The 18,940-nt window shown below is 62.3% G+C and carries 18 protein-coding genes; 8 read left to right on the plus strand and 10 right to left on the minus strand.

Annotated elements, in window-relative coordinates; genetic code table 11:
* Window positions 1–71: 71 nt before the first annotated feature.
* Window positions 72–1,715, plus strand: coding sequence for an alpha/beta-hydrolase family protein (locus tag IVB40_RS24580; RefSeq protein WP_247289107.1), 1,644 nt, complete (start codon window positions 72–74; stop codon window positions 1,713–1,715).
* Window positions 1,716–1,718: 3 nt separating this feature from the next.
* On the opposite strand, the gene IVB40_RS24585 is transcribed toward IVB40_RS24580, so the two are convergent.
* The 3 genes from IVB40_RS24585 to IVB40_RS24595 form a co-directional block, all read right to left on the minus strand.
* Entirely contained in the window at window positions 1,719–3,299 is a 1,581-nt protein-coding gene (locus IVB40_RS24585; protein ID WP_247816582.1) for an MDR family MFS transporter, read from the minus strand.
* A 207-nt stretch (window positions 3,300–3,506) separates the two neighbouring features.
* The gene (locus tag IVB40_RS24590) at window positions 3,507–4,598 is read right to left on the minus strand and encodes a M12 family metallopeptidase (protein ID WP_247359848.1); all 1,092 of its coding nucleotides are present in this window, start codon (window positions 4,596–4,598) and stop codon (window positions 3,507–3,509) included.
* 167 nt (window positions 4,599–4,765) lie between these two features.
* Entirely contained in the window at window positions 4,766–5,281 is a 516-nt protein-coding gene (locus IVB40_RS24595) for a YcgN family cysteine cluster protein (protein ID WP_027569103.1), read from the minus strand.
* 294 nt (window positions 5,282–5,575) lie between these two features.
* Here IVB40_RS24595 and IVB40_RS24600 point away from each other — a divergent pair, with 294 nt between their 5' ends.
* The 4 genes from IVB40_RS24600 (at window position 5,576) to IVB40_RS24615 (ending at window position 9,569) form a co-directional block, all read left to right on the plus strand.
* Window positions 5,576–7,864, plus strand: coding sequence for a PBP1A family penicillin-binding protein (locus tag IVB40_RS24600; RefSeq protein ID WP_027569102.1), 2,289 nt, complete (start codon window positions 5,576–5,578; stop codon window positions 7,862–7,864).
* A 9-nt stretch (window positions 7,865–7,873) separates the two neighbouring features.
* A complete protein-coding gene (locus IVB40_RS24605) occupies window positions 7,874–8,452 on the plus strand; it encodes a DUF1214 domain-containing protein (protein WP_007593444.1) in 579 nt (192 codons plus the stop codon).
* The gene (locus IVB40_RS24610) at window positions 8,449–9,033 is read left to right on the plus strand and encodes a DUF1254 domain-containing protein (RefSeq protein ID WP_247816583.1); all 585 of its coding nucleotides are present in this window, start codon (window positions 8,449–8,451) and stop codon (window positions 9,031–9,033) included. The genes IVB40_RS24605 and IVB40_RS24610 overlap by 4 nt, the downstream gene beginning before the upstream one ends.
* Window positions 9,034–9,431: 398 nt before the next feature.
* Window positions 9,432–9,569: a hypothetical protein gene (locus IVB40_RS24615; protein ID WP_247432951.1), complete on the plus strand. Its 138-nt coding sequence runs from the start codon at window positions 9,432–9,434 to the stop codon at window positions 9,567–9,569.
* A gap of 40 nt (window positions 9,570–9,609) precedes the next feature.
* Here the strand turns inward: IVB40_RS24615 and IVB40_RS24620 are convergent, their stop codons facing one another.
* The 3 genes from IVB40_RS24620 to IVB40_RS24630 all read right to left on the minus strand — a co-directional run bounded on the left by IVB40_RS24620 (window position 9,610) and on the right by IVB40_RS24630 (window position 12,702).
* Entirely contained in the window at window positions 9,610–10,005 is a 396-nt protein-coding gene (locus IVB40_RS24620) for a response regulator (RefSeq protein WP_247819586.1), read from the minus strand.
* Between the two features lie 311 nt (window positions 10,006–10,316).
* Window positions 10,317–10,562, minus strand: coding sequence for a hypothetical protein (locus IVB40_RS24625; RefSeq protein WP_247359852.1), 246 nt, complete (start codon window positions 10,560–10,562; stop codon window positions 10,317–10,319).
* A 178-nt stretch (window positions 10,563–10,740) separates the two neighbouring features.
* Window positions 10,741–12,702, minus strand: a complete 1,962-nt coding sequence (locus tag IVB40_RS24630; protein ID WP_247816584.1) for a PAS domain-containing sensor histidine kinase — start codon at window positions 12,700–12,702, stop codon at window positions 10,741–10,743.
* A gap of 237 nt (window positions 12,703–12,939) precedes the next feature.
* Between IVB40_RS24630 and IVB40_RS24635 the strand changes: the two genes are divergently transcribed.
* Both IVB40_RS24635 and IVB40_RS24640 read left to right on the plus strand, forming a co-directional pair.
* The gene (locus IVB40_RS24635) at window positions 12,940–14,355 is read left to right on the plus strand and encodes a hypothetical protein (RefSeq protein WP_247816585.1); all 1,416 of its coding nucleotides are present in this window, start codon (window positions 12,940–12,942) and stop codon (window positions 14,353–14,355) included.
* A 285-nt stretch (window positions 14,356–14,640) separates the two neighbouring features.
* Window positions 14,641–14,901 (plus strand): DUF1127 domain-containing protein, encoded by a 261-nt coding sequence (locus IVB40_RS24640; RefSeq protein WP_247816586.1) that lies wholly within the window; start codon window positions 14,641–14,643, stop codon window positions 14,899–14,901.
* A gap of 109 nt (window positions 14,902–15,010) precedes the next feature.
* Here the strand turns inward: IVB40_RS24640 and IVB40_RS24645 are convergent, their stop codons facing one another.
* From IVB40_RS24645 to IVB40_RS24660, 4 genes are read right to left on the minus strand one after another with little or no spacing between them, the layout of a single operon-like run.
* Window positions 15,011–15,511, minus strand: a complete 501-nt coding sequence (locus tag IVB40_RS24645) for a heme-binding protein (protein ID WP_247288807.1) — start codon at window positions 15,509–15,511, stop codon at window positions 15,011–15,013.
* A 29-nt stretch (window positions 15,512–15,540) separates the two neighbouring features.
* The gene (locus IVB40_RS24650) at window positions 15,541–16,248 is read right to left on the minus strand and encodes a hypothetical protein (RefSeq protein ID WP_247816587.1); all 708 of its coding nucleotides are present in this window, start codon (window positions 16,246–16,248) and stop codon (window positions 15,541–15,543) included.
* 3 nt (window positions 16,249–16,251) lie between these two features.
* Window positions 16,252–17,160 (minus strand): DUF1259 domain-containing protein, encoded by a 909-nt coding sequence (locus tag IVB40_RS24655; protein WP_247816588.1) that lies wholly within the window; start codon window positions 17,158–17,160, stop codon window positions 16,252–16,254.
* 17 nt (window positions 17,161–17,177) lie between these two features.
* Window positions 17,178–17,411: a hypothetical protein gene (locus IVB40_RS24660; protein WP_247816589.1), complete on the minus strand. Its 234-nt coding sequence runs from the start codon at window positions 17,409–17,411 to the stop codon at window positions 17,178–17,180.
* Between the two features lie 494 nt (window positions 17,412–17,905).
* Between IVB40_RS24660 and IVB40_RS24665 the strand changes: the two genes are divergently transcribed.
* A complete protein-coding gene (locus IVB40_RS24665; protein WP_247816590.1) occupies window positions 17,906–18,940 on the plus strand; it encodes a Cj0069 family protein in 1,035 nt (344 codons plus the stop codon).

The following is an 18,940-nucleotide window of genomic DNA, read 5'->3' on the forward strand; positions in this document are numbered from 1 at the left end:
CGGAGGATGCCGTGACGAATCTGGCTTGGCTCGTTCGACGGCAATTGCTCTCGCTGTCCGGTGTCGGCCTCATGCTGGGCGCCCTGTTCTTTGCTGCCGCGCTTACGCCGACGCTGATTCCGCGGAGCTATCTCACGCAAGGCGCGCTTGCCGGCGGCTGTTTTGCGATCGGCTATTTCGCCGGCGTGCTGTGGCGCCGGCTATGGCACTATCTCGAATTGCCCGAACCTTCGCCGCGGGCGAGATCGATTGCGAATGCGCTGGTCACGGCCGGTTGCCTGCTGGTCGTCGTTATCTTCCTGCGGCGAACCGCCGAATGGCAGAATTCGATCCGCACAGTGATGAAGATGACGCCGGTCGAGACCGCGCATCCGCTCAAGGTCTGCGTCATCGCCCTGATCACGTTCGCCGTTCTGCTGGTGCTGGGGCGGCTGTTCGCGTTTGTCGCCCGCTTCCTCGCCGTACGCACAAAGCGCGTCATTCCGCGGAAGCTCGCCAATGTCCTCGGCGTGCTGATCGCAGGCCTGCTGTTCTGGTCGATCGCCAGCAACGTCCTGGTCCGGACCGCGTTCAACGCGCTCGACTCCTCCTTCCGCGAACTCGACGCCCTGCAAGAGCCCGAGCGGCCGCAACCGGCCGCCCCCAATCGAACCGGGAGTTCTGCGTCGCTGGTGAAGTGGCAGGAACTCGGGCGCATGGGGCGCCGGTTCATTGCCTCGGGTCCGAACGCGACAGAGATCAGCGCCGTTACGGGACAGCCCGCGCAGGATCCCGTGCGCGTCTATGTCGGTCTCGGCAGCCGCGACACGGCCCAGGCGCGCGCCAAGCTTGCGCTCGAGGAGCTCAAGCGCCAGCACGGTTTTCAACGCAAGGTCCTGATCGTCGTTACGCCGACCGGCACCGGCTGGGTCGATCCATCCGCGATGGATACGGTGGAATATCTCCACCATGGTGATGTCGCGAGCGTCGCGATGCAATATTCGTATCTCAACAGCCCGCTGTCGCTGCTGTTTCAGCCCGAATACGGAGCGGAGGCGTCGCGTGCGCTGTTCGCCGAAATCTACGGCTACTGGACGAGCTTGCCCAAGGACAAGCGGCCAAAGCTGTATCTGCACGGGCTCAGCCTCGGCGCCATGAACTCGGAAAAATCCGTAGAATTGTTCGAAACAATCGGCGATCCCATCGCCGGCGCACTATGGAGCGGAGCGCCATTCGAGAGCCGCATCTGGCGCTCGATTACCGATAACCGCAATCCAGGATCACCGGCGTGGCTACCAAAATTCCGCGACGGCCGCTTCGTGCGCTTCATGAACCAGAACGGACCGACGGTGCCGCCGGATACGCCCTGGGGCCCGATGCGCGTGGTCTATCTGCAATATGCCAGTGACGCGATCACATTCTTCGACTACGGCGACGCCTATCGGGCGCCGGCCTGGATGGACGCACCGCGCGGGCCTGACGTATCGTCGGAACTGCGATGGTACCCCATCGTCACGATGCTGCAGCTCGCTCTCGACATGGCGGTCGCAACCAACACGCCGATGGGTTTTGGCCATGTCTACGCGCCCGAACACTACGTCGATGGCTGGGTCGCGGTCACAGATGTCGGCGATTGGTCTGCCGAAGCGCTCGCACGGCTCAAGTACCAGCTCGCGACGAAAGCGCGGAAGACGGGCGCGGGCAATGGCGACGATGATCCCGACCGCGGTGGCTAACCCTTACTCCGCCATCTCCACCTGCTGCGTGACGGAGGGACCGGCCAGCGGGCGCTCCTCCATCATGATCAGGCAGAGCGCGGCGCCGGCCATCAGCGCCGTGGCGGCGCCGAACACGTAACGGAACGCATGCCGCATGTCCTCGGCGGGGATCGCATTGACGGCGCCGTGATGCTCGCCGGCGAGTGGAACGTCGGCACCGAGGGCGATGAGCAGGATGGCCGCGAACGCCGCGACCGTGAACGAGGACATCAGCGAGCGGAAGAAGTTCAAGGCGCCGGTGATGGTGCCGACCTGCGGACGGGCGACCGAATTCTGCACCGAGACCACGCAGACCGGAAAGGTGGTGCCGAGGCCAAGCGCAAACGCGGCCATCAGTGTCAGCAGTGCCCAGAGCGGCAACGTCGTCAACGTCAGGCCGAGGCCGCACAGCGCAGCCCAGGACGTTCCGACGATGGCGACCCGCTTGTAGTGCTTGGCGCGCGCCATGGTGCGGCCGGCGACGGCCGCGCCGACGGTCGAGACCGCCGCGAGCGGAATCAGCGCGAGGCCCGCTTCGCTGGCGCTGAGGTGATAGACCGCCTCGTAGTAGAGCGGCAGCTGCACCGTGAGGCCCGTGATCGCACCGAGCGCGCAGCCGCCCGCCGTCAGCCCGAACGGCACAACCGATCCTCCGAGCAGCGGCAGCGGCAGGAACGGCTCGTCGGCGCGGCGCGCATGCCACACGAAAGTGACCGCGAGCGCGACGGCACCGCCCACCATCGCAAGTACGGTCGGCGAGAGCCACGGGAAGCGCGTGCCGCCCCAGGTCAGCACCAGCATGAAGACGACGGCGGAGGCCATCAGCAGCACGCCGCCGAGCCAGTCGACCTTGCGCTTGCGGTGGAACACCGGGATCTTTTTCATCCTGGGCAGCAGCAGCGCGATCGCCGCGACCGCGAGCGGCACATTGATCCAGAAGATCATCGACCAGTGCAGATGCTGGGCGAACACGCCGCCGATGACCGGGCCGAGAATGCCGCCGACCATCCACACGCTGGAGAAATAGGCCTGGTACTGGCCGCGCTCGCGTGGGCTCACGACGTCGGAAATCACGGTCTGCACGACAGGCATGATGCCGCCGCCGCCCAGTCCCTGGAGACCGCGTGCGAGAATCAGCATCGGCAGGTTCGGCGCGATCGCGCACAGCACCGAGCCCGCGACGAACAGGCTGAGCGAGATGATGATCATCACGCGGCGTCCGTAGATGTCGCTGAGCGTGCCGAATACCGGCGCGACCGCGGTCGAGGCGAGCAGATAGGCTGTGATGACCCAGGAGAGATTGGAGACGTCGTGGAACTGGCGTCCGATGGTCGGCAGCGCGGTGGCAACGATGGTCTGGTCCAGTGCGGCCAGGAACATCGTCAGCATCAGGCTGATGACAATGGTGCGGACCTCGTCCTGCGACAGCGGTGCCGGCGGCGCGAGCGAGGGAGCGTCATCGACGCTCAAGACCTCGCTAGGAAGGCGTGACAATTCCTCGGCGATGTCGTCGGGCAATGTCTGGGTGTCGGCAGAACTGCTCTGCCGCTCGAACTTGTTCATCTCGACCGGAAGCCATGGGGCGGCGCAACGCCGCGAAGGATTCGTTCTATGCAGTCCAATGTAGACAGCAAAGTTCTTCCCAGGCAGGCACCGCGGCGCATGGGTGCATCCCAAAGTCGGGCCATCGCGACGATTGGCGTACGGACCCAAGTGAGAGTCGCAGGGCCCCCGTCGCTGCTGGCAGCCCTGCGACGTCCCAGGGCACCTTTAGGAAAACATCAGTGCCGTCTTGCCCGAGGGGCCTGGATGCACCAGTCGCAGCCGGGCGATATAGCTTCGGCCGGCGAACAATTTGTAGGAAATCCTCGCGTTTCGATCCTCGCCGCTATCATCGTCGCCCACGAGAAACCGCGGCGTTCCGTTCACCTCCTCGAACAGGACCAGCGTTGCGTCAGACGGCCCTTTGGTCTCGATGGTATATTTGCGTGAGGCGCTGGGTTTGATCGCATAGTCCATCTGCTGACCAGCGGCGAGATCGACCACGGCCGGATGGAAGGGCTGAAGCGTCGTCAAGGCCGGCTGTAGCGGCGGATACCAACGGCGGATCCACTGCTTGTCTCCGGCGGAGAGCGTCCCCGGAGGAACCAGACCATTGGCCTCGTAAGGCTTCGGCTCCGCAATCAGCCCCGGCTCAAACTCGTATTCCATGATGGAATCCGGGTCCCATGTTGAACCCTGTACCTGCTGCGGGGTGAGCTTCTCCAGGATGTTGTGAAACGTCGTCGAGCGGCTCCACTTGTTGGGCGGGGCGCCCAGCGACTTGTAAACAGCCTCGTCATGCCACTTGATGCCGGCGAAGGGGTTTTGATGCTCGTGCTCCATGCCAAGCACGTGTCCGAGTTCGTGCAGCGCAGTGCCGCTGCCATATTGCGAGGTCAGATCCCAACCATACACGGTGGTCGGCTCGGTCTGGGATACCTGCAGCACGTCCCTGCCAACCTGCGAGGCCGACGATCCGTCTGGCACTGAATAGCCAATTCGCACTTCGGCTTCAGCGAGTTGGGAGACCTCCTGGAATTCGAGGCCGATGCCTACCGCCTTCCATTTCGCGAAAGCCTTGCGTACCGCGTCCGCCTGGGCCCTGGGAACTTCAAAGTGACCCGAGGTGAAAAAGCAGTAGTGCAGGACCGTGCCGTTCACCCACTTGGATCGGCTCGAGATAATCGCACGTGCGCGAAGGGTGTCGGCCATGACAGCCGGACTGAGCTGCGGCAGGACTCTTGGGCCGTTCTGACAAAATGGCCGGGCCTGACCTTTGACCACGGGAGATTTCTTCGCCTGCTTTTGCGACTTTGCCATAAGCCTCTCCAAAGATTTACGCCCCCGGGTGGGGGACTGAAAACAGAAGGCAAGAGAAAAAACGGATCCGTAAAACGGCGCCAGTCTATCACAATCTCAGATTGTATCAATATGCTGCGCCAGAGGCTGGGCGTCCGCGCCGGTGCGACGTCGATCTCGCAGGCGGATCAGTCCTTCGGACGTCGCTTCAGCCGGGCCCGTTTCGGAAGCTGCGCCGGCCACTGCACGATGTGGTTCTCGAGCTCATCGTCCGGGATCTCCACCTCGCTGCCTTCGACCCGTCCGCGCACGGAGACGCCCGCCTCATGCACGGTGTCGGGGTCGCCTGACACCAGCGGATGCCACCAATAGAGGTCGCGGCCTTCCGCGACGAGCTTGTAGCCGCAGCTCGGCGGCAGCCAGTTCAGGGTGCGGACATTGGCCGGGGTCAGGCGGACGCAGTCCGGAACCTTGTCGGAACGATTCGCATAGTCCTTGCAGCCGCAGGTCACCCCATCGAGCAGCTTGCAGCCGACATGGGTGAAATAGATGTCACCGGTGCCATCTTCCTCGAGCTTGTTCAGGCAGCAGCGGCCGCAGCCGTCGCACAGGCTCTCCCATTCGGGCCCCGACATCTCTTCCAACGTCTTGGTTTTCCAGAAGAATCCTTCCTGGCCTGAAGGTCGTTTGGGAGCTGCGGTCATGCGCCTCAACAAAAGTTCGAAAGAGCTACGGCTGGTGCCATCTAGGGCGTGCGGCCGCGGGGCTGCAAGCAACGCCCGCGTGAGGCCCGTAATGAACCGGGGTCAATTAGGCCTGTTGTTCAAAATCGCAAGCGTGACCATTGGTTTATAGGCCCTGCTCGGCTAGAAGGAACAGCAAGTCCCCACCGTCGCTGGCCGGGCGCCTTGGGTTTGCCGCAACACTCCCGCAAGACGTCTCGATGCCGCCCCGGCCGGGTGCTTGAACGCTTTCGAACCAAGCCGCAAGGGTTCTAGGTGCGCCAGATCATACCACCGCATTGGAAGGCCCGGATCCGGAATTTCTTCCTGGACCTCGATGCGCGCATCGACTCCTCGCTGTTCTCCTCGGCCAAGGGCATCCGCGAGCTCTACGAGCGCTACTCGACCTTCATGGACCGCTTCTATGTCGGGCGTTGGAAGCGCTGGGTGTTCATCGAGCCGCTGTCGGAGGCTGCGACGCTGGGCCTCGGCGGCCTGGTTGTGATGCTGACCCTCGCCATCCCCGCCTTCCGCGAGACCGCGGACGAGGACTGGCTGAAGAAGTCCGACCTCGCGGTGACCTTCCTCGACCGCTACGGCAACCCGATCGGCAGCCGCGGCATCAAGCACAACGATTCGATCCCGCTGGAAGATTTTCCGGACGTGCTGATCAAGGCGACCCTCGCGACCGAGGACCGCCGCTTCTACGAGCATTTCGGCATCGACATCGCCGGCACCGCGCGCGCGCTCGTCACCAACGCCCAGGCTGGCGGCGTCCGCCAGGGCGGCTCCTCGATCACCCAGCAGCTCGCCAAGAACCTGTTCCTGAGTAACGAGCGCACCATCGAACGCAAGGTCAACGAAGCCTTCCTCGCGGTCTGGCTGGAATGGCGCCTGACCAAGAACGAGATCCTCAAGCTGTATCTCGACCGCGCCTATATGGGCGGCGGCACCTTCGGCGTCGACGGCGCCGCGCATTTCTACTTCAACAAGTCGGCACGTGACGTGACGCTCGCCGAAGCCGCGATGCTCGCCGGCCTGTTCAAGGCGCCGACCAAATACGCGCCTCACATCAACCTGCCCGCCGCACGCGCCCGCGCCAACGTCGTGCTCGACAACCTCGTCGACGCCGGCTTCATGACCGAGGGCCAGGTGTTCGGCGCCCGCCGCAATCCCGCGTTCGCGGTCGACCGCCGCTACGAGGCGTCGCCGAATTACTATCTCGACTACGCCTTCGACGAGATGCGCAAGCTGGTCGACACCTTCCCGAAATCCTACACCGAGCGCGTCTTCGTGGTCCGGCTCGCGATCGACACCAATGTGCAGAAGGCCGCGGAGGACGCGGTCGAGAACCAGCTCCGCCAGTTCGGCCGCGACTATCACGCGACCCAGGCAGCGACCGTCGTCTCCGATCTCGACGGCGGCATTCGCGCCATGGTCGGCGGCCGCGACTACGGCGCCAGCCAGTTCAACCGCGCCACCGACGCCTACCGCCAGCCGGGCTCGTCGTTCAAGCCTTACGTCTACACCACCGCGCTCCTCAACGGCTTCACGCCGAATTCGATCGTGGTCGACGGCCCGGTCTGCATCGGCAATTGGTGCCCGCAGAACTATGGCCATTCCTATTCCGGCGCAGTGACGCTGACGCAGGCGATCACGCGTTCGATCAACGTGGTGCCCGTCAAGCTGTCGATCGCCATCGGCCAGAAGAACGAGCCCAAAGCGCAGAACCCGGCCAAGGTCGGCCGCGCCAAGATCGTCGAGGTCGCCCGCCGCTTCGGCCTCAAGGCGCCGCTGCCCGACACGCCGTCGCTGCCGATCGGCTCGGACGAAGTCACCGTGCTCGAGCACGCGGTGGCGTATGCGACCTTCCCCAACCGCGGCAAGGCGGTGACGCCGCATTCCGTGCTCGAAGTGCGCACCGGCGCAGGCGATCCGGTCTGGCGCTGGGACCGCGACGGGCCGAAGCCGCGCCAGGCGATCCCCGCCTCGGTGGCCGCCGACATGGCCGGCATGATGAGCCACGTCGTCAGCGAAGGCACCGCGCGCCGCGCAGCCCTTGACGGCATTCCGACCGCGGGCAAGACCGGCACCACCAATGCCTATCGCGACGCCTGGTTCGTCGGCTACACCGGCAATTTCACCTGCGCGGTCTGGTACGGCAATGACGACTATTCGCCGACCAACCGCATGACCGGCGGCTCGCTGCCGGCGCAGACCTGGCACGACATCATGCTCGCGGCGCATCAGGGCGTTGAGGTCCGGGAAATCGCCGGCATCGGCATGGGCCAGAAGCTGCCGCCCGAGCGGATCGCCAACGCGCAGGCCAATGCGGCGCCGAAGGTGCTGGAGACCAAGCCCGGTCCGCCGCCGGTATTGACCAAGCGCGGCGCCGACGTGTTGGTGCGGGTCGAGAAGCTGCTGGATGACGCTGCCAGGACCGCGACCAAATCGGCGGCCACCGATCCCAAGCAAGCCAAGCCGGCATCGTCCACGAGCGCGCTCGCCTTCCCGCAGAACTATGCGGAAGAGAATGCGAACGCATCCGCCCCGCGCAAGAACTGATCGAAACAAGTGCGGCTGATCCTGATCACATTGACGGCCCTTCTGCTCGCAACCGTGGTGGGCGTCGGCGCGACCTGGATGACGACGACGCGCGGCACCGAGATCGGCGCGCTGACCATCGGCCCCTGGACCGCGCGTCCGCGCACCGGCACCGCCGATGTCGATCCGTATTCGCGCGCCACCATCGTGCGCAACGGCGAGCTGCCGATCGGCACCGGCGACGGCGTCGCCTTCACCGCGACCGCCGACGACAAGAAGAAGGTGCTCGACGGCCGCTGCGACGTCGTGGTCTCCGGCGTGACGCCGCCGGCACGGTTCTGGACGCTGACGCTTTATGACCGCAAGGGTCATCTCGTCCCGAATTCGCTGCAGCGCTACGGCTTCACCAGCCAGGAGATCGTGCGGCAGTCCGACGGCTCGTTCGAGATCCGCATCGCCTCGCGCTCGCGCGCCGGCAACTGGCTGCCGACCGGCGGCATCGAGCGTTACGCGCTGATGCTGCGACTCTACGACACCCCGGTCGGCGTTGCCACCCGCACCCAGCGCGACGCGCCGATGCCCACCATCACGACGGCGGGCTGCTCATGATCCGGCTGTTGTTCACAATCGTTGCCGGCGTGGTGCTGGGCCTCGTGGTCCATCTCGTCAGCGTGCTGGCGTTGCCGCGGATCGCGACCCAGGACGCCTATTCGCGGCTGACGCCGATGACGAAGCTCAACGGCGTCACCCAGCTTCCGCTCGCCGATCCCAGCACCTCGCCGATGCCGTTCATGGACCCGGCCTTTGCGCTGGCGATCTGCCGCTACGATCTGTCGAACGGGCCGATCAAGCTGACGGTCCCCGTCAGCCAGGCCTACACCTCGGTGTCGTTCTACACCCGCAACGAGATCGCCTATTACGCCATCAACGACCGCTCGGCCGGCAAGAAGGTGATCGAGCTCGATTTGATGACCGAGCCGCAGCACAACGAACTGCCGGAGGACGAAGAGATCACCGCCGCCGACCGCCTGATCATCGATTCCCCCAGCACCACCGGCCTGATCGTGATGAAGGCTCTCGCCGCCGAGCCCGGCCTGATGCCGCAGGCGCAAGGCTCGCTTGCGGCCGCGAGTTGCGGCCCGCAGACCGAGGCGCCGGCCAAGGCGGAGGCGCCGCGCGGCCGGCGCTGAAGGGCTCCGCTTTGGCAGCGCAAAAACAAAAACTCGAAAAACAACCCCATGCACAGTAGCGGGGGCGTTGAAATCGTTAGCCATTTTGGTTGCACCAAATAGGCGTTTGCCGGACCGATACATCCCTGCCCGTCGCGCTGTTCGGCTTTGACTCGTCGGGCAAAACACTGGCAGAATGGCATCATCGAAAGTTCACCCGCGCGGAGCAATCCGCTGCGGGTTTTTTCATGCTGGAGCAGCTTGCGCTTAGAATGGCGGGGCTCGTTCGAGATTGTCCCCGCCTGAATTCGGAACGAACATTCGACCCTTGAATCATTCCACGTCGGCTGAGTGTCGGATGTCCAACCGGGTCGCGCTTAAACCAGTTCGCCCGTGAGGCCGCAGCGGAATTGCTGCGCATGGCAAAAACCACAAAGGATCCCACGGTCGCTGCTGGCTTCGTACAGCGTGCCTCAGACCTGAAAGACGGCACCGGCGAGCTTCCTGCCATCGATGTCGAGGCCATGGCCGAACAGCCGCCCAAGCCCTTCGAATAACTAAGGCTGCCTCGGTCGGCGAAGGCTTCGTCCACTCCCCTCAGGACTGAGCGGGCGGAGCTCCGGTGTTCAGAAGTTGAGCTACGGCGGTCACGATTTGCGCAGGTGCAAATGGCTTGGTCAGCAAGATGCTGTTGGGCACGCCGTGGGCGGGCCATTGATCGGCCGCCGCGCCTGTCATGTAAATCACAGAGATGTCCGGATTTAGCTCCCTGGCGCGATGGCCGATTTGCCAGCCATCGAGCTTTCCGAACAAATTTATATCGGTAACGAGTGCGCGATACTTGGTTTGGTTGCCCTGCAGAAGACTAACTGCATCCTCCCCACTGACGGCGACTTCGGCTTCAAAGCCGCCATCTGACAATGCGTCGGCCACCATGTCGCGGATAAGCTGTTCGTCTTCGACGACGAGGATAGTAACTCCCGCCCCTTGCATGCTGTCCCCCTGCGCACCCCGCTGTGCGATCGGGGAAGGAACTCGCGATAAAGAGTTATTTTCCATTTTGAACACAGCGAGCAAGGGTCCCCCGCCCAACGAATGTCAGCTCGACTTCAGGAGTGCAGCTTCTTGCGCGACTTCCCGATCAATTCGCGAAGGCCGGCGACATGCTCGTGGAGGATGCGCCGCCGGGCCTAGTCGCCCTCGCGGACTTTCACTTTTGGCTTGGCCGGCGGCTTATCGCGCCTGACATCACACCAGCCGCACGGCCGCAGGCGGCCTGGATCGAGATCGATCTTTTCACGCTCTCAGGGCTGCGGCGGTTCTTCTGGCGGGCTTGGTGGCGGCAGTCCGTATTCCAAGGCGCGCTTTGCCGCCAGCTTTCTGTAAGCCGCCGCCTGGTTCAACAGCTGAGTTTTGAAGGTCGAATCCTGCTCGCCCGCCGCCAATTTCTCCAGACTGACGGCGCGCTCTAGGTATTCGGTCAACAGTTTCATCGCCGCCCCCGGCTTTTCTCCGACCCGTAAAAATCTCACGGCGCGAAAAAAGGTCAAGCGGGGAAAGTCCGGCTACCGATCCACTCCCTCAGGGTGAGCGCAGTACGGGAATCTTGGTGCCCGTTGAGGCACCAGGCAGACAGGAAGGGATGACGGCTAAGGCCCAGAGAGCGGACGGTGCTACAGTGATCGCCGCCGGCCAGCGGTCAGGATACTACCGCTGGTTAGACCTTGGTCATTCAAACTGATCCAGAATCTCTCGCACCTTCAGCGCTAGTTTGGCTTGCGAGATTGGCTTCTCCAGCAGGTTGACGCCTTCATCAAGCCTTCCCTGATGGACCACGGCATTGCGCGAATAGCCGGTCATGTACAGGATCTTCAGTCCAGGTCTAATTTGATGCGCGCGCCTGCCGAGTTCGCGACCATTGATCCCCGGCATGACCACGTCAGTGAGAAGAAGGTCCACCTTCGAGTCGTCTTGCAGGAGAATGGTCAGAGCGGCCTGGGCGCTGCGGGCCGAGAGGACGCGATAGTTGAGCTCCCGCAGGACGTCAGAGATATAGACGCGCAGATCTTCATCGTCCTCGACGACGAGAACGGTCTCGGATAGCTCACCCTCGGCAATTTCTTCGGGTGCGATTTCCTCGCGCGGTGTGCTTCCGGAAAAGCGCGGAAAGTACATCTTGATGGTGGTGCCTTGCCCCACCTCGCTGTAGATTTTTGCGTGGCCTCCGGATTGCTTGACGAAGCCGTAGACCTGGCTCAGGCCAAGCCCGGTGCCGTGGCCCGGCTCCTTTGTCGTAAAGAAGGGCTCAAAGGCGTGACTGAGAACGTCCCGCGACATTCCGCCTCCGGTGTCAGTCACGCAAATGGCGACGTACTGACCGGGCGCCAGTTCAGGATTGAGCCGGCAGTAATCATCGTCGGCGGAGATGTTGGCTGCTTCCAAAGTCAGCTTTCCGCCGTCGGGCATTGCGTCACGAGCGTTGATTGCCAGGTTGACGATGGCTGACTCCAGATGATTGGCGTCGGCTTCGATTTCCCAAAGACCCGCACTTCCGACGGTCTGGACTTCGATGCGCTCTCCGAGCGTGCGCTGAAGGAATTCCTGCAGGCTATTGACGTAGTTGTTTATGTTGATTGGTTTGGGATCAAGCGCTTGTCGGCGCGAAAATGCCAACAAGCGACTGGTCAACGCCGCGGCTCTCTGCGCGCCTCGTTTGGCGTTTGCGAGCGCCCGGTTCAGATTGGCTCCGGGCGCCTTGGCGTGCCGTTCAGCTGTCTCGAGATTGCCAAGGACGATCATGAGCAGATTGTTGAAGTCGTGCGCGATCCCGCCGCTGAGTTGCCCCACCGCCTCCAGCTTTTGGGATGCGGCGAGTTGCTCCTGAACGTGCTTGAGCTCGTCCTCGGCGCGCTTCCGGTCCGTAACGTCGCGCGTGACTTTGGCGAACCCGACGATGTTTCCGGCCTCGTCCGTGATGCGATCGATGATGACCGACGCCCAAAAGCGGGAGCCGTCTTTTCGCAGGCGCCAGCCTTCCGCTTCGAAGCGACCATGCTCCGCCGCCTCTGAAAGCGCACGCTTGGGCACACCGAGTTCTATCTCTTCAGGCGTGTAAAAAGCGCTGAAATGCCGACCGATGATCTCCGGCGGCGCGTAGCCCTTGATCCGCTCTGCTCCGGGATTCCAGGTTGTCACGTTGCCGAGTGGGTCGAGCTGAAAGATCGCGTAATCGACCACGGCCTCGACCAGCTGGCGATAGCGCCGCTCACCATCGAGAAGCTCTTCATGGGCTTCCTGACGTTCGGTAACGTCTCGCGTGACCTTGGCGAAGCCGATCACTTCACCGGCTTGATTGCGGACGGCATCGATGATGACCGATGCCCAGAAACGGCTTCCGTTCTTGCGGACTCTCCATCCTTCGGCGCTGAAGCGGCCTTCTCGTGCTGCGACGCTCAAGGCGCGCTCTGGAAGCCCATTGGCGCGATCATCTAGCGTATAGAAGGATGCGAACGACTTGCCGATGATTTCGTCAGGCGAGTAGCCCTTCAACCGCTGGGCACCGGAGTTCCAGCTGCGGACTGTGCCGTCGAGGTCGATCATGTAGATGGCGTAATCAACGATTGCGTCGATGAGCAGTTGAAGGCGCGCAGTATCGTCGATCCCGTCAAGTTTTGACTGGTGGGCTTGCAAATGGTCGACTCCGGTGTCGGGGGAAACCGTTTAACCGCGAAGTCTTTTTATTGTTCCGTAGTGCTGCTCCGTGCCAGCCTCGGATGGCATGATCTCTGTCGGGGTCTGAAGTCCGTTAAGGGCGGTTATCGGATTCCAGAAAAAGCGCTGGTGGCATGTCTGCTAAGGGCCCACAAGTGGACTTCGCTGAACTGAGCGCCTATCGGTTTCGGTACCGAAACTGGCGATGCCGCCCCGATGTCGCTCCGCAAGGACCACGGTTTACCAACCGTTAGGGTGCTGCGGGCCACAACCAAAGGTGTTCCACCATCTAGCGAAGAGCCTCGATCGCAGGTGAAATCTCAAGCGCTATTTAAGATTCTTGGCGACACTTGCATCTCCGCTGTGATTGCCGCCTTCTCGGCGGCTTGCGTCTGGAGCGCGGCTGTCGCGATAGGCATCGTGCTCATGTTCGCGCCCGGCTTAATAGTTCTTTTTTTCGCTGCATATGCCGCGCCGTTCATTCTTTTGCCCATCTATGGACTTGCGAAACAGCGAATCGGCTTTGTTTTTGGACCGATCATCCTTGCCGGCATCGTCTATGGCGGTTCGTTCTTACTGATAACGGAAGAAAAGGATCTGTTCATAGGTCTCACATCCTACACGGCCGAACCCGAGCGAAAAAACCATACGCTGCTCGCGGTTGAAGACGACAACAATAATCTTTGCGATAAGGTCTGTATCAAGGTTCTGGCCACATCCAATCACACGGTTGCACTTCGATCTAACACTCGGGCTCCCCGTAGTTGGATGCTCTATTCCCAAGCTGAGGGCGCTACATGTCTTGGGAAAGATAACGCCAGACTTGCTCTTGAATTTCTTCTATGGGGCTACCCCGGAAAGTGTGCGACGCGACGGGAAGTCGCCGAATTTGATGACGGTTTACTGTTACGTGTAATAACGTCAGACGCGAGATGGCCACGAAAGTCAGATCTTCCGAAGGGGTTCACGGGCGAAACCGACGAATATTTTGAACGCATTGGCGGCAAGGATCGCTTTCTGGCTCGTCATATCAAAGGTGGCCTCTCGAACCGAACGCAATTCCTGCTTCTGTTTGAAAGGCGACCGCCAGCAATCGATGCAGGGCCGCCGATCGACCGGTTGTCTTTTCTCGCAAACGCTATCGGAACTGACATCGAAACTCTCCGAAAACCAGCCGAGCCGTTCCCATTCGACGAAGTGCTGACCGGCGTTGAGAAATACTTCGATCAAAAGGACGCGATTGGCGCAGATGCGCTCGGAACGGCAAGATGGACCTGGTCGCAGATCGCATCCAATGCATCGAGGACGCAACCTCAACTATTGAGAGAGCGCATTCTTCGTTTGCTCAAAAGTCACGAAGCCTTTCGGATCAACCTGGGCACCGAAGCCATATACAACTTGCGATTAGATGAGCGCACTTTTCCAGATGATGTGATGCTCGACCTGGTGTTTGCTCCGATAACGGAACCAGCCACGATTTCACTTCTCGAAAAACAGTTGGAGCGACAATTTGCTCGGGGCCGGCTGGCTCCGGCTGGCGACGTGCTCGAACGAGCAAGAAGTCATTTGAACGACCCAAACCTCAAGCCTTGGCAGTCACGCATCCTCGGTCGCATTAGTCAGCTCCAATGAGAAGATGCTACCATGATGGGGCCACCGCTTCTGCGGCGGACAGAGTCGCTCAGCGTAAACACGCAAGTATGCTCCTTCGCAGGGCTGGAGGAGTAGGATACCCCATGACGTAGAGATAACCACCGACCCACAGCAACCTGAGGTCCGCAATGGGTCACTTGCCGAAGTCGGCAGGGTCGCTTGCGCGGCAAGGACGAGCATGATAGCAAGCGCCATCGGGTCAAACACAACCGCCCGACCAGCTTTCGAGCCAAGCGTTGTTTCGCTCCATTATGGAGGTGAAACATGTCTTGCGACAGCACCACTGGCTCAATCTGCACATCCAACGCAGCCTTCGTTCGTTCTCCAAACCCTCGATGGTTCTGGAAGCTAGCGCTCGCGCTGCTGGATGGCATCACGCGGCGCCGCCAATACGACGAGCTTCTCGAACTGGACGACCGGCTTCTCGCGGACATCGGCTTATCGAGAACAATCGTTGGGGAAGCTCGACGGTCTTATTTCTCAGGTTGGCGTGACAAATCGGATATTGTCGATTCCTGTCGGTGAGCGCCCCACACCTGCGCGTGCGAAGGCGGCGCGTCTGCTTGTCTCTGCGGATCGGACGGCCGCCAAGCTCGCAAAGGTCTGAAGATTTTTCCACCACGATCTTTACGCCTCAGAAGTCCAGCTTGTCTCGTATGGCGTCAATTCCCGCTTTCGCGCAGGCTTCGTCCGCGTCACCGCCCGGCGCACCGGACACGCCGACCGCTCCGACCAGGGAGCCGCCGGCTTCGACGATCAGTCCTCCGGCGATGACGACCGTTCCGGGAAGGTTGCGAATGCCCGCCTGCATCATGCCCGGCTGGCTGATCGCATTCAGCTCGGTCGTGCTGGTCTTGAACGAGGCAGCTGTCCACGCCTTGCCTGCTGCCGTCGAGGGCGTGTGAGGGCCTGCAAAGCGGTCGCGCAACATCACTTGCGTGACGCCGAAGCGATCGACGACCGCAACTGCAACCTGGTATCCACGGGTGCGGCAGTTCGCCAACGCAGCGCGCGCAAGATCGAGCGCCAGTTCCGGACCGAGGGATTTGTAGGCGACCAGACCTTCCTCCGCCCGCACCGGGCAGATGGACGCAATCAGCAGGGCCGTCGCGACCGACAGGCATCGAACGTTCATGGCAATCTCCGGCAAAGGTGACCAAACGCCTATTTGATCCCACCATATGTCAGATCATCGAACAGGGTTACGCTATCTGCCTTGGTCCAAAGGCCGATCATGCCGGCGTCCTGAATGGTGGCGTCTTCCACCTCGAACAATTGCCTTCCGTCATAGCTCACCTTGAACCGACTTCCTGCGAAGTCGCAGCGCAGCAGGTGCCATTGCCCCGACGACACCGGCGCGCTGACGCCATAGCCGCCTCTGCGACCCACGATCTCAAGTGATGTTCGGACGCCATTGGCCGTCTTGTACAGCACGACATTGTCCTCCAGCGCATTCGCGCGGACCACGTAGTAATTGTCGGCATCCTTCGCACGCCAGATAACTCCCGCCGCGCGATCCTCGGAGCCGGCGACGGCCTTGAATTTCACCTCGACGAAGCCGTCACGGATGGACGTATCGCGCTTGATGGCGAGGGGAAACGTCGCCCGTCCGGATTGCTTGAGGACGTTCGGCTTGCTTGGCGCTGTCGACTCGGCCTCGACGGTCCATTTCGGCTGTCCCTTGCCGGTCATCGTCAAAGTCCATCCGTCGGGCGAGGTTCCGGCAGCAGCGTTGTCGAAATTGAAGGTCTCGGCCATGGCGTTCCCTCCCACTAACAAAGCCAGCATGGATGCCAGCGCAAGCATGCCCACGAGCTTGTCCAGGTGCTTGTCCAGGTGCTTGTCCAGGTGCTTGTCCACGTACTTGTCCATGCGTCAGCCCTTCGTGCTCGCCGTCTTGTCGAGCGCCGCACGGAGACCCTCTGCAAGTTTGACGGCATCGTCGTTGGCCCAGAAGTGCATGAAGAAGAGCCGCGGCTGTTCGTCCAGCATGTGGCTGTGCAGCGCGGTCACCTCGATGCCGTGCGTCCGCAGCGCCACGATGACCGGGTTTACCTCGTCGCTGGTCAGCACGAAGTCGCCGGTGATGGCCGCCCTACCCGCGCCCGTCGGCTGGAAATTGATGGCGATCGCGACGCCCATCGCGCCGACGGGCGTCAACAACATGCCGTCTTCCGTGATGGGGTCGCGCCGCTTCACGTTGAACTGGTAGACGCCGCCGTTCGCCTGCCCCTTGACGCCAATGATCTGATCGAGCTTCGCGGTGTCGAGGTCGATGGCGGGCGGCGGGTTCGCCGGCGCCGTGACCGTCAGCGGGGTCTTGCTTTCGGCCAGCGCATCATGGATCGCCGAGGCCAATTTGACGGGATCGCCATGGCCGGCGACGTGCATGTAGAACGTGGCCGGGCTCGCACGCAGCAGATGATTGTGCACGGCGGTGATCTCGAGCCCGCTCGCGATCATCTTCGCCATGACAGGATTGATCTCGGTCTCGAGCAGCACGAGATCGCCCATGACCATGGCGCCGCCATGCGCAGGCTTGAACGCGATCCAGCCGCCCAGCGCCAGCGCCGGCTTGATCGCAACCCCATCCAACGTCACGGAGAGATCGCTGCGGGGAAAGCCGTAACGGCGGACGTCGTCCGAGACGGCGGGCTTGCGACCCAGGGTCTCGTCCACCTTCTGCCAGTCGGCATCCTGAGCATATGCCGGGATGAAGGGGCCGAAGCGAAATGCAAGAAGACAGACACCAATGCCGACCACGGCCCAAATGATTCTTTTCATCGCGCTACTCCCTAGGCTTAGTTTCGCTCTTTGACCTTGCCGCTGCTGTCGACGACCAGCGTCACCGCCTTGCCGTTCTTCACCGCCTTGGCGGTGATGCCTTCGGCCGTCGACTTGATATCGCTGACTTGCGTGTAACCGGCCGCCTGGATCCTGGCGACGAGCTCCTCCTGCGTCAGAGCGTGCGCGCTCGACAGCCCGCCCGCGATCGCAAGCAACAGGATCGTGCGGAAGATTGGTCGTGTTCGCATGATCATTCTCCTGGTTTGTCCTGCCCCAAGTTTTCTTGCCCCAGGTGAAGTCCGTTTCGCGATCTTCCCCTACGCGATGCCCACAAGGCGCAAGAGGGTCCGAGCATCGATGCGCATAGCGATGCGACCGGCGCGGACGCCGTGCCGAAAAGTCGAGCCGGTCTGACGGATGAAATCGGGGATGTATGATGACATGCTGCGCCCTTGGTGATCAGGACGCGATGCTTGGGCATGTCGCCTCACGGGGAGATCGCACATCCCCGAGCCCCAAGTAAAAACCCGAGGGCGGCAGCTGTCAACGGGCCCAGGCTTTGGGCGGCGCACCGACGCCGCCGGCGAACGTCACAAAGAGTTCACCGCTCCGCGGAACCCCGCCAGCCACGTCTTGAAACTGGCGGACGGCCCCGCTACTGTCCTTTGCGTGGGGACAAAGCAGACTCCCCGTGAGGCCTCGGTCCAAGCTCTGCGCAGCACGCCATTTGTGGAGCTTGCGCATGGACACCGAACGACACCCTTCTCACCAACACACCATCGCCATCCTCTCACGCGGAGACGCTGCCGCGCGACGGGATGCGACGGCGCAAAACAGCCGCTTCGGGCAGCTTTTCGAAGCGCTCGCCGCCGTCGGCATTGAAGCCCAGCCGGCGATCTATGATGAAGGCTTCGCCGAGGGCGTCCGTGAACAATTGCTCGGGGTGGACGGCGTGCTGGTCTGGGTCAACCCCATTCAGGACGGTCGAAGTCGCATTGGTCTCGACGCATTGCTGCGGGACGTCGCGGCGCAGGGTGTGTGGGTAAGTGCCCATCCCGATGTCATCCTCAAGATGGGCACCAAGGAGGTTCTGTATCGTACCCGCGCGATGGGCTGGGGAAGCGACACGGCGCTATATGAAACCGCTGCGGCGATGCGCGCCGAGTTGCCGATACGGCTCGCCGCTGGTCCGCGCGTGATCAAGCGGAACCGGGGCAATGGCGGCCAAGGCGTCTGGAAGGTCGAGAGTCTGCCGACCTCCTCCATGATAAAGGTGCTGGACGCGACCAGGGACGCGCCCGAGGAACTGACGCTGGATGATTTTCTCCGTCGTTGCGCCGAGTATTTCGAGAACGGTAGCGTGATCGACCAACCATTCCAGCCTCGCCTGGGCGAGGGCGTCGTACGTTGCTACATGGCAGGCGATCGCTGTGCCGGCTTCGGCCATCACAATGTCAAAGCCCTGGTTGATTCGCCAGCCGCACGCGCCGAGGCCGGACCACGGCTCTATTCGTCCAACGCAGACCCGCGCTTCCAGCGGCTGCGTCGCTTGATGGAAGACGAGTGGACGCCGCAGCTGACGTCGTTGCTCGATATTCCGCGGCTCGACCTGCCTGCGATTTGGGACGCCGACTTCATGCTTGGCCCGGTCCTTCCCGACGGGACCGACAGCTATGTCCTCGGTGAGATCAATGTCAGCTCGGTGCATCCTTATCCGGACGAGGCGCCGGCGGAGATCGCGAGGCGAGTTGCCGATCGGCTCCGGCGCAAGCTTTGA

The sequence above is a fragment of the Bradyrhizobium sp. 40 genome (genome assembly GCF_023100925.1).
In the GTDB taxonomy this organism is placed as follows: Bacteria; Pseudomonadota; Alphaproteobacteria; order Rhizobiales; family Xanthobacteraceae; genus Bradyrhizobium.